Raw genomic sequence first — 13,847 nt, 5'->3', positions numbered from 1 at the left:
ATACGAGACTGCTAACATTTTCTCAACATGATAAAGTAAAATGTAACAGCCGCACACAATGCGCCATGAAGTAATTTGTGCATATATAGACTGTCGGAGATGCAATATTGAGAACACATTTACCTTTTTTAATGCCTCTAGTGATTTTGTCACCAATGACTTATGCCGCAGGTTCCCTCGATGATTTAGATTTAGAGTCACTGATGGCGATGGACATTCAAGTGACATCGGCAATGAAACGATCTCAATCCGCATTTGACACTGCCACCTCAATTTATGTCCTCAGTAAAGAACGAATTACCCACTCCGGCGCAACCTCTATTCCAGAAGCATTAAAAATGGTACCCGGCCTAGTTGTACGTCAACTTGATAACAATCAGTGGGCAATTTCAGCGCGCGGAGTTGCATCAAGATTCTCCAGTAAAATGTTAGTCATGATTGATGGTCAAAGCCTTTACACGCCACAGTTTTCCGCGGTGTACTGGGAAACGTTAAACGTACCGCTTTATGATATTGAACGCATTGAAGTCATTCGTGGCCAAGGTGGACAGCTTTGGAGCAGTAACGCCAACAATGGCGTGATTAATATCATTACCAAAAACAGTTTAGATACACGAGGTTTATATGCTGATGCCGCCAGTGGCAGCCAAGTTAATATTGATGCAAATATCCGTTATGGTAATGACATCAGTGATATAGGCAGCTATCGGGTTTATGGTCATGTAAAAGATGGTGACGCATCTGAAAAAGGCTTGGTACTAGAGCCTAATGATGTCACTCAGCAGTACTCGTTTGGTGGGAGGATGGATTTTTCAACCAGCGACCATTGGTCAGGTTTCGTGCAAGGCGATATAACTGAATCAAAATTGGGGCAAAATTATCGTGGTGTGATTGATGACACTAACCGAAACATCACTTTTACTGACAAACTAGAGCGAACAGACTCACGGGTTATGGCGCGACTTGAAAACAGAATGTCGGACTCAGCGAATCAAATGCTGCAAGTATCCTGGCTTAATCAATCTGGCTCGCAAACCTACCTACAAGAAGAGTTCGAATCATTTGATGTCGACTATCAGATGAACTTTATTTATCAAGCATTACAACTCGATTGGGGTTTAAATTACCGCTACAGTACCATTTCTTTTGAAGACAGTTTATTCCTGCATAGCGACAAAGAGTTCGATAACCTGCAGCAATATGGTGGCTTTATACAAGCTCAGTTTGCTCTTATTCCAGAGGAGCTTGACCTTGTTCTCGGCACAAGAGCCGAGCACAATGACTTAACTGATTGGGAATACCAACCATTAGCAAGGTTATTATGGAAACCACAGGACAACCAAGTGTTATGGAGCGCAGTATCTCAAAGCGTTCGTATTCCATCTTTAATTGAATTTAATGACAATTACGCGATTAATGGTCAAAAAGTCAGTGAGGTTTTACCTTTTTCTACAGGCATAGAAGCGATTGATGAATACCATATTAAAACCTATTTAAACGGTAACGATGACGTTGAAGCTGAAACATCGTTATCCTACGAGTTAGGTTATCGATTATCACAGCAATCATGGAACCTTGATGTCTCGCTGTATCATACCGAGGCTGAAGACGTTGCCGTTATTGATATCAACCCTAATGTTGAACAGTTTTACCCAGCCCTTGCCCTATTTCAATCGGGCCAACTACAGCAAGCATTACAAGCCTTAACGCAAACGACAATTCAATTTGATATTGTGTCGACTGCCGACCTAACAACCCAAGGTGGCGATATCGTTTTATCTTGGGTACCTGCAGATATGTTTAACGCTGAACTTGGTTATAGCTATAACACCTTTGAGTACGACCTTCCTGAAAATACGTTTCCCGCCATTGGCAGAGACTCTACGACTCGACAGATTTTTGCTAAAGCCGATGTTCACCTATTTGACAGCCATAATATCTTTGCCACTGTCAGAGTAGAAAATAGCGATGCATACCTTACGGAAAACTACACCTTGTTAGATTTAACTTGGAATTGGGCAGTAAGTCAGCATTGGGGAGTCTCAGTCACTGGGAAGAATTTATTTGCTGGTAGTCATCTTGAATATGCAAACCGACAAGAAACTTACACAATCCCCAACTACATAGATGAAAGCGTGCTGTTCAAAGTCACAGCTAATTTTTAAATGAATTAATGCATAAAATCACTCAGCTTCTGCATGTATTACTATTCTCATTTTTGCTATTCTCTAGCCAAAGTGCAGCTGCTGCTGAGCAAGAATACGCACTTAAAGCCGGCTTTTTATATAATTTTGCCCGTTACGGTGAATGGCATGACAGTGCATTAAGTCCTGATAAATTTGTCATATGTAGCCCTGATGCATCATTTACAGAAACCGCCAAGTCAGTATTAAACCAACGCTCAGTCGATAAACGCCCGATTACTATTCGACATATTCAATTTGAATTAGAGCAAGTGAATCAATGCCAATTACTTTTCATTTCATCTGCGTCGCTTTCTGATTGGTTAAGCTGGCAAAAACAGCAAGACTATATTGCTGAAAACACAATGGTTGTGGGCGAATCAAAGGGGTTAATTGAGGCTGGCGGACATATTCGTTTTTTCATTGCTAGCGGTAAAGTCAGGTTTGAAGTTTCCCCGCAGCAATTACAGCAATCTGGCATCACTATGAGTTCTAAAGTACTGCGACTTGGTCGTGTGCTGGAAAGGTGATGTGATGACTAAATTATTCTCAATGAACACCATCAGCAAAAAGTTACTCATGATTTTAATGGGGGTGTCTTTCGCCTCCATTATCACAGTCACTTTTGTGTTCAGTGCTTACGAATTAACTACCGCAAAACGAGAACAAATTGATGGGTTAAGTACATTAGCTAAGATGATGTCTCCTAATATTACTGCGGCGGTATTATTTGATGATCAAGATGCCATCAATGAATTAATTACCCCTATCTTGCTTCGTGGTGACATTGTTTCAGTGACAGTGACAGATAACCAAGGCAACGTCATTGCTTTTGTCAGCCAAGAAACCGATGACTCCAATAGCATACTCAGAACTGCGCTAAATGTGACACAGATTAGTAATGCGCTGACCTTAGAYGGACAAGAATATGGCCAAATTCAAATATTAGCCGATGACAGCTACATCAACACCCGAGTGAAATTTTACGGTCAATTTATTATTATTTTATTGATATTCGCACTCGGGATCAGTTTTTCAATATCGTTAATTTTACGTCGACGCTTTTTAAGCCCTATTTTACATCTAGCCACCATTGCAGAGCGAGTGTCTGACTCTAACGACTATAGCTTACGCGCGAAGGAGCTATCCGATGACGAGGTCGGAAAATTAAGCTCGCACTTTAACGACATGCTTGAAACCATTGAGCAACGGGACAAACGCCTAGAAAGCCAAGTAAAAAGTCGCACTGAAGAACTTGAAAGCGCCAATGAAAAGTTACACCAATATGCTTATCAAGATGGCTTAACAGACCTACCTAATCGCCGTTATTTTTATGAAAAACTTCAGTCCTTAATTGACACTGACAATATGATTTTCGCATTAATCTTTATTGACCTTGATGGCTTTAAAGAGATTAACGATACCCTTGGTCATGACTATGGCGACTTACTATTACAGCAAGTCGCTAAGCGCTTGAAAAACTGTGTAAGAGGCCATGACACTGTCGCTCGCCTAGGTGGCGATGAATTCACATTAATTGTTGAAGGCATCAATGATCAGCGCCGCGCTAGCGAAATTGCAGAAGTCATCAAAAACAGCTTAGTGCAGCCAATCACCATTAAAGATGAGCAGGTTTATATTACCAGCAGTATCGGATTGACCTTCTATCCAAGCGATGGGGAAACCATAGAAGATGTGGTCAAGCATGCCGATCAAGCCATGTATTTATCAAAAAATAAAGGCCGTAATCGTTATGAGTTTTTCTCATTCGCCATGGAAGAACAAGCCCTTGGTAAAAGGCGATTAACTGAGGAGTTAAGGCAAGCTGTAAAAGAAGAGCAATTCCTATTAATGTATCAGCCTATTCTTGATATTAATGGCTCTGTAGTCAAAAAAGTCGAAGCCTTAATCCGCTGGCAGCACCCTGAACTCGGCACAATAGAACCCGATGATTTTATTCCTCTAGCTGAAGAGAACGGCTTAATTGTCGACATAGGCAATTGGGTGCGTAAGCAAGTCATTGCCGATGCAATTGAGTTTTATCAAACCAGTGGTAACGTCATTCAAATTAGTGTCAATACATCCCCTATTGAAATAGATCGTTCTGGCACATGGATTGACCAATGGATTTTAGACTGTAACAAGTCCAAGCTTCCCCATGGCTCGTTTCTCATTGAAGTCACTGAAAATACCTTAATGACACCGGACTCATCAATAAAGCAGCAATTAAAACTGCTCAATAACAACGGCATCAAAGTCGCTATTGACGATTTTGGCATAGGTTATTCGTCGTTAGCCTATTTACAAGAACTCGATATCGACATCATTAAAATTGATCGTTCATTTATCACCAACATCACCACCAATGAGAGCAGTGCAGCCCTAGTCAGAGCAATCACGACAATGGCACATAACATAGGTGTTAAAGTCGTCGCCGAGGGCATTGAAACACCTGCTCAGCAACAGTTATTAAAACAGCTGTCATGTGATTATCTACAAGGGTTTATGTTTTCAAAACCGCTCACTAAAGCAGAGTTTTACCGACTCTATGTAAAAGGCTGTGAAGATATCGCTTCAACTAGCAATAACCTTTCATCCCATTAAATAGCTTCCCTGCCATCGCAGTAATGGGGACGTTAATTGACAAACCACAGTGTCATCACGGTATACACAGGGATCCCAATCATCACATTAAACGGAAACGTAATCCCCAAAGAGGCACTAATGGATAAACTATGATTTGCTTGTGGCAATGCGACTCGCATCGCCGCGGGTACGGCAATATATGACGCGCTTGCCCCCAAGACTGCAATTAATATCGCCCCGCCACTTGAAAGCCCCATCAACACTCCTAAACCACAACCTAACACACCACCAATGAGCGGCATTGCCATGCTATAGGCTAAAATAAAGCTTCCAGCTCGCTTAATATCTTCTAAACGACTTGCTGCAACCATGCCCATTTCCAGTAAAAACAATGCCAATACACCATTAAATAAACTAAAAAATACTGGTGTAATTGATTTAATCTCATCGGCAGCCACAAACCCAATCACTAAACTGCCCACCATCAACACTATCCCTTGATTGAAAAACATTTCATGTAATAAGGCTTTACTAGCGTGGTTATCATTTTCCTCTTGGGCTATTGATTTTTTCTGCCTAAACAAACTCGGTTTGGCCAGCATAATGCCCACCACAATTGCAGGCATTTCAAGTAGGACGACAAATAACGGGATGTAAGCTTCATAGCGTATATGCTGACTTTCTAAATACGCCACGGCAACAGCATAAGTGCCAACACTCACCGAACCATAATGTGCAGCGATTGATGCGGCGTCATGACGTTCAAACAAACCGATATAATACAAAATAGCAAAGGCAATAAACGGTAGTATCAAGCCAAAAGCTAATATGTATAAAGACTGAGTAAATAATGTCCATGACGCGTGTTCAGCCAGTGCCACGCCCCCTTTTAACCCAATGGCAATCATTAAAAACAGCATTAAGGCTTGATAGAAACTTTTAGGGAAAGCGATTTTGGTTCCTGACAAAACAGCAAAAACACCCAACAGAAAAAAACCAATGTTAATTAACATAATTCGTTTTTATCCTTTATAACGGACTGAGCTAAATCAGGTGTTTTTAGCTTATCTCGGTCTAAATATGCAGTAAAAAAACTCAATAGAAGCAAGCCTAATCCAGCAGCCATTAACCCTAGACCAACAGCGTCTGTTTTTGCGACCCAAGCACCGAGCAACATCATTAACACTGCCACCACCACACAAAACACCCATTGCCTATCCATCATGTCCACCTCTGCTCAATGATATTTATGACGGTATTATGACAACAGATACAAATAGATAAAAATTGATATTACCTATAGGCTAAATAGACTATTATCTATATTAGATTTTAAAGTAAGCTTACAAAGCAAATTGAATCGAAAAGTAATCGTTCACATCTAAGAGTCGTTAACATGCAATCAAGGTTACACGCCCACATTGGCACCATCAGGCAATTAGAAATTCTGTTAGCTGTTCATGATAAAGGTGGCATAAACGAAGCCGCTAAAGCATTATTTCTGACTCAGCCAACCGTCTCAATTCAAATGAAAAAGCTTGCTGATGCTGTCGGTGAACCCATTTACCGCTTATCAAATAGAAAGCTTGTCTTTACCGATGTTGGCCTAGAAATGGTCAAAACAGCGGTAGAAGTATTAGACAGTTTTGCCAGACTCGATATGTCGTTAGGCAATTTACGTGAATGTAAAACGGGGACGTTACGTATTGCCGTTGTCACGACATCCAAATATTTTATTCCGCATTTGTTGGGCCCTTTTTGCGAGCAGTTTCCTGAAATTKATATTCAATTAAATGTGGGTAACCGTGAACAAACCATTGAGCGTTTAAAGCAAGGTGTTGATGACTTTTACGTATTCAGTCACCCACCAATCGATGCAGACTTTAACAGTATTGAATTATTACAAAACCCACTGGTCGCCATTGCACATCAAGATCATCCATTAGCAAAACAGCCACACGTTAGCTTAACGCAATTATGCCAAGCCCCCTTTTTAATTCGAGAAACAGGTTCGGGCACGCGTCATGCTATTGAAGGGTTCTTTAAGGAGCATGATGTGACTCCCAATGTAAAGATGACCATTGAAAGTAATGAAGCAATTAAACATTGTGTGATGGCAAAGCTAGGTATTTCTATATTGTCTGCCCATACCCTGACATACGGCGGACAACATGGCTTGGTTCGTCTTCCTGTCAGCGCTTTACCCATTAATGCTAAATGGTTTTTTGTTTGGTCTAAATCAAAAAGACAAACCTTAATCGCGGATCAATTCTTAAATCATGTGCAAACCAACGGCAAACAATTACTTGAAGATGAGCTTCAACGAAACGGCATTGATACGTAATCAAGTTAATGCCGTTAATTGACACTGTAACCTTTGCCTTCTAAACACGCCGCTCGTGCTTGATAAAAGTTATCTTCTCCAACAGTACTAGCTGCTTGTGCTTGCTGCTCAGCAGCTTGCTGTTGTTCGGCTTGTTGGATTGATGCGCGGCGGCTTTGTCTTCTTGCCGCCACTGCGCCTATTGCAGCACCGTTTTGTGCGGCATTGCTGCGGTCATCATCTCCTAGTTCAGCAATCATCGCCCCTGTTGCTGCCCCAGCTATCGCACCACGCATACCCGACCCTCGCTCAGCTGTTGGTTCAACTGCTTGAGCCGCTTGTGTCGTCGAGGGTGCTGCATTTGGCTCAAAGCCTGTTTGAATCGTCGCCCAGGTATCACAGCTGGCTTCATCCGCCGCTTGCTGTTCTGTGCTTTGGTTTTGCTGAGGAAATACATATTGGGCGGCCAAACTGTGATTTACCGTTGATAAGTTAATCGCGGTGGCAAACGCAAAAGTCGACAATATTCCCGCAAGTGTAGTCAGCGACTTTTTGTAAGTAATAGGCATCTTATTTCCTTTTTGCGACGTATTTGATGAACAAATAATCACCTATTTATCACTGCAATAGTTATCAATTTACGCCAGATGAGCAATAACTATCTCAATAATCAATAAAGGAACAGAATCAGAATCAACGAAAGAGGAAGAATATAAATTTAAATACTAGAAAAGACAGACATAAAAAAACGAACCTTAGTTCGTTTTCAACTTAATCCTTTCATAATTACACCCGTTAACAGAAAACCAATGCCGACCCGGCTGCAACATTTCTTATGGCAAGTATTTTTTTCCCGTGTACAAGGCAACATACATAATCTAGGCGTTTACACACACTTTCTTGTAATCTAGCTTTGATTTTATCAAGATCAATACTTTGTTCTTTATATCGGTAAAACTTGTGTAAGTAGATTATTGCTAAACGTTTTTTGGAAACGGTTCCGATATGCACTTTATCAAGAGAACGAAAGTAATAAGATAAATACCTTCTCTTGCGCGCCGCTTGGTAAAAACGAGCAGAATCAATATCACCTTCCCTGAATGCTAGAATAATGTCTTTTAATAAACCTATATCAGCCAATGCTCTTGCTATTCGGTGCCCAACACCAGGTAATCGATAACTGGCAATACAGCTTTTGAAGCTGGCTTTATGATTAGCATCAGGTTTGTATAAAGGGTCATAAATGATGGTCAAAGGCGTTTTGCACTCACTCGCATTGAGATGGGACATATTGCCTTTTTGCAGTTGAAAATGCTTTTCGAGTTTAGGATCCCAAGGCGCTGCAGGCTGCCAATAGGTACTCACCGGCATTAACAATAACGCTTTATCCAACTTTAACGTGTCGGCATGAAAGGCGGTAGCAAAACCACCTTTACTCACGCCATAGCCTATTCTTTTCGGGAATTGCTGCAACGCGAGTGACAATTTTTGAAGAAATTGCGCGAAAATAAAAGAATCAAAATAATGATCGTCCCCACCAATATGATTAAAGGCGATAATATTCATTTTCCGCTTGCTAAAAAATTGAAAGCTCCAAGCCTGCTTATCGACATCAACTTGATCTTGTGTTAAAGCTTGGCAGTTAGGTGGGAAAGTCACCATCACGGGTTCATTCGTATCAAAAATATGATACTGCACTAGTACATTATCAACTTGTAAACGAACAGTTTGATGCTCAATAAGCATGGTGTTATTCCCAACTCAGCACACATCATCTTTACGAAAAAAACGAAGGAACAATATAATTTGTTGGCATGCTACAAGAGTAGTTTGAGAATTAAAGCGTTATTACCTTTAATGTTAACCGAGGGTAAACTGTGTAAAAAAGCAGCGTAGGTAAAACGATTTTTTGTTAAGCCTTGCAAAGTTAAGCTCAATAAATAACCACATCTTATTAAGCTTAAAGGCGCAAAAATTAATTGAAGTTAACATTTAGAAGTCAGCTTTTATGGCTTTTCTAAATATGGCTTTTTCTAGCCCAATGACAAAATAAGCCTAGCGATTATTAAGTCACTAGGGCCTGTTAATCTTTGCAGATTAAGTTTTGTTCGAAATAAAAGCGTTTTAATTGAGGCGGATGGATTGATGCCTAGTCATCTAAGCACTTCTTTTTTAAAAAGATGCATCCAACAAAGAGTAAAACGCTTTTAGTCGACCCCTTTGGGCCGCGTTTGTTGGCCATTTTTACTGCGTTTTCGACTTTTTATGTAGAATAACTACACTACAAAGTCTCTGCCTTGTATAAATGGCCAACAATTCGCTGCAAAAACAACCTTGAAAGATCAACAGGCCCTAGACTCATCAAATTGTTTAGCCCTCTTTGCACAAAGCAATAAAAAAGCGAGTAACTCCTACAGCTAAAAATACCTGCACGAACATATTAAGTGAGGCGGTAATATCAAAGCTCGGCGTGAGATACAGTGCGCTCATGGTTAATACAACTAATAAATTCCCACCAACCACTTTTTGAACAGCGAGTTCTGGTGTTGAGCATACCCGCCAAATAATCAGTAAATTTATAAAATAGAATGCCGCTAACTGCCAGATTTCAGTCAATGCTGGCATGATGAACGTATATTGTAGTAGCACTAACGTGCCTGTTACGCACATCCCAACCAAGGCTTGATCCACGATGATCTTTGGCATCGCAATAAGGTTCATAGCAAATACTGCCGCCAACATTGGGAACATATAACCATTTGGCAACGGCACATATATCCATAAAGCAAAACTGGCCATTAGCGACACCATCACAATCGCCGAGTCTTTAAGCCGTGTTGATAATGGTATTGGATTATTCCATTGCTTAATAACATGTTGCCAATGACTCGTAATGTTAATCTTTTCTACTGCACCAAAAGATTTATTAACTTGGCCTGCTGAATTGTGTAACGCATGCCTTGCCTCTTGAATTAAGTTAACCGTGTTATTAATCTCAGCCAGTTCCTCATTAAGCTCAATAATTAATGCTTCATTCGCAAGTTCACTAAGTAAAGTGCGACCCTGTTGATGTTCAGAGTCAGATGGGTACTTTGTGTTATTCACTAATGGCGCCGCTTTATCTAACCAAGCTTGTAATTTAATAATGGCTTCATCGCTAGCAAGAGTCAGTTTTCTCCAGTGCTTACGCTGTTGTGACAGCTGATAACTACCTGCAGCAGGTAAATCTAAAATTAAACTGTGAGACTTAATATTATTCGACATTGCCAATAATCTTGCTTGATAGTCAGCTATTGTCTCTTGGGTGTAGGCTCTTTTACCACTAACACATTCGGTCAACTCCACCAGCAAGTCATGTAGCCCTTTTGATGTGCTTTTTTGCTGCTCGTAAAACTCTACCTCTGAATTCATTGGCCATAAAAATTGATATACCAATGAAAATACAACAACCCCTAATATGGTTTCTTGCAGCCTTAAAAAGATTATCTTGACTGATATTGCATCATCAAAACTGCCCATAAAGCTAATTAATGCACAGACAACAAATGCGATTCTGAAAAAGTAACCATTCTTACGATCATAAGACATGGCAGTAAATAAGCCACCCAGAAGTATAAAACTGCCAATAAACAGAAATCGATCTTGAGCAAAAAAAGCAACCATGCCAATTGCCAAGCTTGCACCAACAAACGTCCCCATAATACGATTGTGAGCCGCATGAATGGAATGGCTAAATGATTCATTTGAAGCTAAGGTCACGACTGTGACTGCTGCCCAGTAGGGTTTATCCCAGCCAAAAAATATTGCCAGTACAATTGCGCTGGTAAAGGCTAACGAAACCTTAATCGCTTCTTTCATTGCGCGACTTAACATTTTTTATCCCCAATTTCAGTGAGTATCACAACCAACTCATGCAGCTCAACTCACCGATATAAACGGTTCGGTTAACCTGAAATTAAACGCCGGTGTATATTTGTACAGATGCCGTTGTACCCACTCGCAGTTGCACATTCTCAGGCACTTGCTCTAGATGCAATTTGACAGGAATGCGCTGTGCGAGACGGATCCACTGAAAGTTAGGGTTCACGTTTGGTAATAATGTATTGCCCGTGCTGCCATCTGATTTGGCGATACCGTAACCAATACTTTCTACTTGAGCATTAATAGGGCTATTTGGATTCATCATTAAAGTGACTTGAGCTTTGTCTCCAATATTGACGCCTTGTAAGTCCGTTTCTTTAAAGAAGCCTTCAATCCAAAAACTATTTTGATCAATCAAGGCTACAACAGGATTATTTGCCACAACCTGGGCCCCCTGTCTTAAATTCAGATTAGTAATAAAGCCATCGGTAGGTGCTATGACATGGGTATAGGCCATATTGAGTTCAGCTTGCTCTACAACAGCATCTGCAGCGGCCAAATTAGCCTGTGCGGTTTGCACAGCATTTTGAAAGTTGTTTAAATCAAGTTCAGATACCGTGCCATGTTTACGGCTTTCAAGCGCCATTGCACGGTGATTTTCATTGTTAGCTTTATCTAATAACGCTTTAGCCTGAAGCTGCTTGGCTTTTGCGTTACTCAATTCTGCTTGATACAAACTTGGGTCAATTTCAAATAACAGCTGTCCTTGCTTTACTTGACTATTGTCTTCCACTAACACCTGAGTCACAGGTCCCGTCACTCTTGGGGTTATCTGAATAATATGCGCTCTTACCTGACCATCTCGAGTCCACGGATTAGCGCTATAATCTTGGTATTGGCTTAACACTGCAACGGCAGCAATCGCAACCATCACCAGCGTAGTAATTATACGAAACATAACAAACTCCAAAAATCTGATGAATTAGGTAAATGCAATAAATCTGCTTAATAACACGGTGATAATCGCCACCAGACAAAGCTCGACTAAAGCAGGCATAACGATCACTCTTTGCCAACCGAGTTTGTTTGCAATAAACACCAACGCGACGGTTATAAAATAAGCCAACATCACAGTAATGAGCAGGGGCGGAAAATACACTTCTCCAATAGCAAATTCATGAGGCATCTGAGTCACCAATAAGGTTATATACGAAAGAGCAAAAACAGAGGACACAATGTCATTTCACTCATTAATGGCATTATTTTATGAGAGTATGGGACATTGCCGAAATCGCTTTGGGAGGACTTGACCCTTCAAGCTAAACGATGACTTTCTGCCGCTTATTAGTGAGGGATGCGTAACCTGATGTAACCAGTCTTTAAACAAGCTGCCTAACACCGCACTCACCCAGTTCACAAACCGATAAAGAATAGTCCGTTCACGGCATAGTGATAGCCAAACAGTATCATTTAGTCTCAAGCTTGATTACACTAAAACGATGAGTAAAAACTTAATTAACTTTGTGTTTAATCTCGTAAAAAATAGCACAGCATCAACTTGTGTACTTAATTGATAAAGGAGCCAATAACCAATGAATTTTAGCTTAGAGCAGTTACGCGCTTTCGTTGCAGTATATGAGCAGCGCTCCTTTAGCAAAGCAGCTGCCAAACTTGAAAAACATCGCACCACTGTCGGTCAAGTTATCACTAACCTTGAAGATCAGGTTGCTGTAGAGTTATTTCATCGAATTGGTAGAAGTGTTGAAGCCACTGAAGATGGTGAGTTACTTTATCAATACGCTAAAACCACGGTACAACAAGCACTGACCTTTGATAAAGTCGCCTTGAGTTTATCTTATGGTGGGCTTGAATCTATCACTATTGCGTATTGCAGTTTTTTACCCCAAGGGATATTAGCTGAAATACGTAAAAGTCTTGATATCGAATTTCCAAGTATGAAAGTTCACTTTATTGTGCGAACCAAACCGGAAATTAAGAAAGGCATTGAAAATGGGACTATCCATGTTGCGATAGTCAACGTTTATAGCAGTAAAATCGTCAATAGCATCGACTTTACGTTTTTAAAAAATTTACAGTTTCTTCTCTATGCTGGTAAAGAACACCCACTAGCAACAACCCCAAAGAGTAAAGCCTTATCCGTGATGAAATCATCACGACAGCTCGTGCTCAAGTCGATGATTGATGACGACATGGAAGAAAAAGTGGTTTTATCAGCCGATTATGAAGCTATAGATCAAATGGCATTGGTAATAAAATTTGTGCAGCAGAATATTGGCTGGGCAGTGTTACCGAGTTCAGTCATCAACTCTCAACTTTTTAAAGAGAACCTCGTGACCTTTGAATGCGATGAAATACAAGACCATTTGAACGTCCCGATTGCAATGTGGTCCCCACACTCAAAACAAGTAGCACCGATTAAAAAGAATATCGTTAAGGTATTCGCCAATTACCAAGGTTAAGCTTTTTAGCACCATTTCTAGCACCAGCTTATTTTCGGATAAGCTGCAGTCTTTTTTTATCTAAATCCACTCTTTTTTTGTCATCTTCAATATTTATCTAGCTTTTTTATATCTCTTAATGGATATATTTGAGTAAAAACTCTAAATATGTATTTTCGGCGACCTTACCAAGGTTAGAGACTTTATCTCTTATAATCATTAGCTTAAAAATCACTTCCAGTTGTTCATCAAATTTACCAATAATTTATAGAGGGTTTGATCCTTCATATAAGATTAAACATGTTTAATTTATCCCCCTAACATTGCTGCCGAAACCACGCCCCTCACTTACAAGTTCAGTTCTTCGGTGAATTGGTTTGAGTTTCAACTAAATCAGTGAACATTCACTAAAGAACTATTAATTTTTAAGGCAGC

At 40.3% G+C, this 13,847-nt stretch carries 12 protein-coding genes; 5 read left to right on the top strand and 7 right to left on the bottom strand.

The genetic code is table 11. The features are described from left to right. The first annotated feature begins 131 nt into the window (after positions 1–131). Genes A9267_RS16610 through A9267_RS16600 form a run of 3 tightly spaced genes read left to right on the top strand, consistent with a single transcriptional unit; the run spans position 132 to position 4,787 of the window. A complete protein-coding gene (locus A9267_RS16610; RefSeq protein WP_065109978.1) occupies positions 132–2,165 on the top strand; it encodes a TonB-dependent receptor plug domain-containing protein in 2,034 nt (677 codons plus the stop codon). 8 nt (positions 2,166–2,173) lie between these two features. After that, positions 2,174–2,713 carry a YfiR family protein gene (locus A9267_RS16605; protein WP_065109977.1) on the top strand — a complete coding sequence of 180 codons (540 nt, stop codon included), beginning with the start codon at positions 2,174–2,176 and terminating at the stop codon, positions 2,711–2,713. Positions 2,714–2,717: 4 nt separating this feature from the next. Then, positions 2,718–4,787: a putative bifunctional diguanylate cyclase/phosphodiesterase gene (locus A9267_RS16600; RefSeq protein ID WP_065109976.1), complete on the top strand. Its 2,070-nt coding sequence runs from the start codon at positions 2,718–2,720 to the stop codon at positions 4,785–4,787. 32 nt (positions 4,788–4,819) lie between these two features. Here A9267_RS16600 and A9267_RS16595 read toward each other — a convergent pair whose 3' ends face one another. Beyond that, positions 4,820–5,782, bottom strand: coding sequence for a sodium-dependent bicarbonate transport family permease (locus tag A9267_RS16595; protein ID WP_065109975.1), 963 nt, complete (start codon positions 5,780–5,782; stop codon positions 4,820–4,822). Continuing rightward, positions 5,776–5,991 carry a hypothetical protein gene (locus A9267_RS16590; protein ID WP_065109974.1) on the bottom strand — a complete coding sequence of 72 codons (216 nt, stop codon included), beginning with the start codon at positions 5,989–5,991 and terminating at the stop codon, positions 5,776–5,778. Before A9267_RS16590 ends, A9267_RS16595 begins: the two co-directional genes overlap by 7 nt. A gap of 174 nt (positions 5,992–6,165) precedes the next feature. On the opposite strand from A9267_RS16590, the gene A9267_RS16585 reads away from it, so the two are divergent. Further along, complete coding sequence (locus tag A9267_RS16585) at positions 6,166–7,113, top strand: LysR family transcriptional regulator (protein WP_065109973.1); 948 nt, start codon at positions 6,166–6,168, stop codon at positions 7,111–7,113. Between the two features lie 14 nt (positions 7,114–7,127). Here the strand turns inward: A9267_RS16585 and A9267_RS16580 are convergent, their stop codons facing one another. The 5 genes from A9267_RS16580 to A9267_RS16560 form a co-directional block, all read right to left on the bottom strand. Continuing rightward, the gene (locus tag A9267_RS16580; RefSeq protein WP_065109972.1) at positions 7,128–7,661 is read right to left on the bottom strand and encodes a hypothetical protein; all 534 of its coding nucleotides are present in this window, start codon (positions 7,659–7,661) and stop codon (positions 7,128–7,130) included. A 226-nt stretch (positions 7,662–7,887) separates the two neighbouring features. Then, entirely contained in the window at positions 7,888–8,838 is a 951-nt protein-coding gene (locus A9267_RS16575) for a hypothetical protein (RefSeq protein ID WP_065109971.1), read from the bottom strand. A 624-nt stretch (positions 8,839–9,462) separates the two neighbouring features. Next, positions 9,463–10,965 (bottom strand): FUSC family protein, encoded by a 1,503-nt coding sequence (locus tag A9267_RS16570; protein ID WP_065109970.1) that lies wholly within the window; start codon positions 10,963–10,965, stop codon positions 9,463–9,465. Between the two features lie 82 nt (positions 10,966–11,047). Further along, a complete protein-coding gene (locus A9267_RS16565; protein ID WP_065109969.1) occupies positions 11,048–11,911 on the bottom strand; it encodes an efflux RND transporter periplasmic adaptor subunit in 864 nt (287 codons plus the stop codon). A 24-nt stretch (positions 11,912–11,935) separates the two neighbouring features. Next, positions 11,936–12,139: a DUF1656 domain-containing protein gene (locus tag A9267_RS16560; RefSeq protein WP_055024777.1), complete on the bottom strand. Its 204-nt coding sequence runs from the start codon at positions 12,137–12,139 to the stop codon at positions 11,936–11,938. 406 nt (positions 12,140–12,545) lie between these two features. Here A9267_RS16560 and A9267_RS16555 point away from each other — a divergent pair, with 406 nt between their 5' ends. After that, the gene (locus A9267_RS16555) at positions 12,546–13,433 is read left to right on the top strand and encodes a LysR family transcriptional regulator (RefSeq protein ID WP_065109968.1); all 888 of its coding nucleotides are present in this window, start codon (positions 12,546–12,548) and stop codon (positions 13,431–13,433) included. Positions 13,434–13,847: the final 414 nt, after the last annotated feature.

This window comes from Shewanella sp. UCD-FRSSP16_17, assembly GCF_001675935.1.
In the GTDB taxonomy this organism is placed as follows: domain Bacteria; phylum Pseudomonadota; class Gammaproteobacteria; order Enterobacterales; family Shewanellaceae; genus Shewanella; species Shewanella japonica.
The sequence above is the reverse complement of the archived record's forward strand: the minus strand, read 5'-3'. Positions and strand labels throughout refer to the sequence as shown.

Excerpts from the sequence above, each read along its gene's own strand:
- A9267_RS16565 (WP_065109969.1), bottom strand. The coding sequence starts at position 11,911 with ATGTTTCGTATAATTACTACGCTGGTGATGGTTGCGATTGCTGCCGTT.
- A9267_RS16580 (WP_065109972.1), bottom strand. The coding sequence starts at position 7,661 with ATGCCTATTACTTACAAAAAGTCGCTGACTACACTTGCGGGAATATTG.
- A9267_RS16595 (WP_065109975.1), bottom strand. The coding sequence starts at position 5,782 with ATGTTAATTAACATTGGTTTTTTTCTGTTGGGTGTTTTTGCTGTTTTG.
- A9267_RS16560 (WP_055024777.1), bottom strand. The coding sequence starts at position 12,139 with ATGCCTCATGAATTTGCTATTGGAGAAGTGTATTTTCCGCCCCTGCTC.
- A9267_RS16590 (WP_065109974.1), bottom strand. The coding sequence starts at position 5,991 with ATGGATAGGCAATGGGTGTTTTGTGTGGTGGTGGCAGTGTTAATGATG.
- A9267_RS16575 (WP_065109971.1), bottom strand. The coding sequence starts at position 8,838 with ATGCTTATTGAGCATCAAACTGTTCGTTTACAAGTTGATAATGTACTA.
- A9267_RS16570 (WP_065109970.1), bottom strand. The coding sequence starts at position 10,965 with ATGTTAAGTCGCGCAATGAAAGAAGCGATTAAGGTTTCGTTAGCCTTT.
- A9267_RS16610 (WP_065109978.1), top strand. The coding sequence starts at position 132 with ATGCCTCTAGTGATTTTGTCACCAATGACTTATGCCGCAGGTTCCCTC.
- A9267_RS16555 (WP_065109968.1), top strand. The coding sequence starts at position 12,546 with ATGAATTTTAGCTTAGAGCAGTTACGCGCTTTCGTTGCAGTATATGAG.
- A9267_RS16605 (WP_065109977.1), top strand. The coding sequence starts at position 2,174 with ATGCATAAAATCACTCAGCTTCTGCATGTATTACTATTCTCATTTTTG.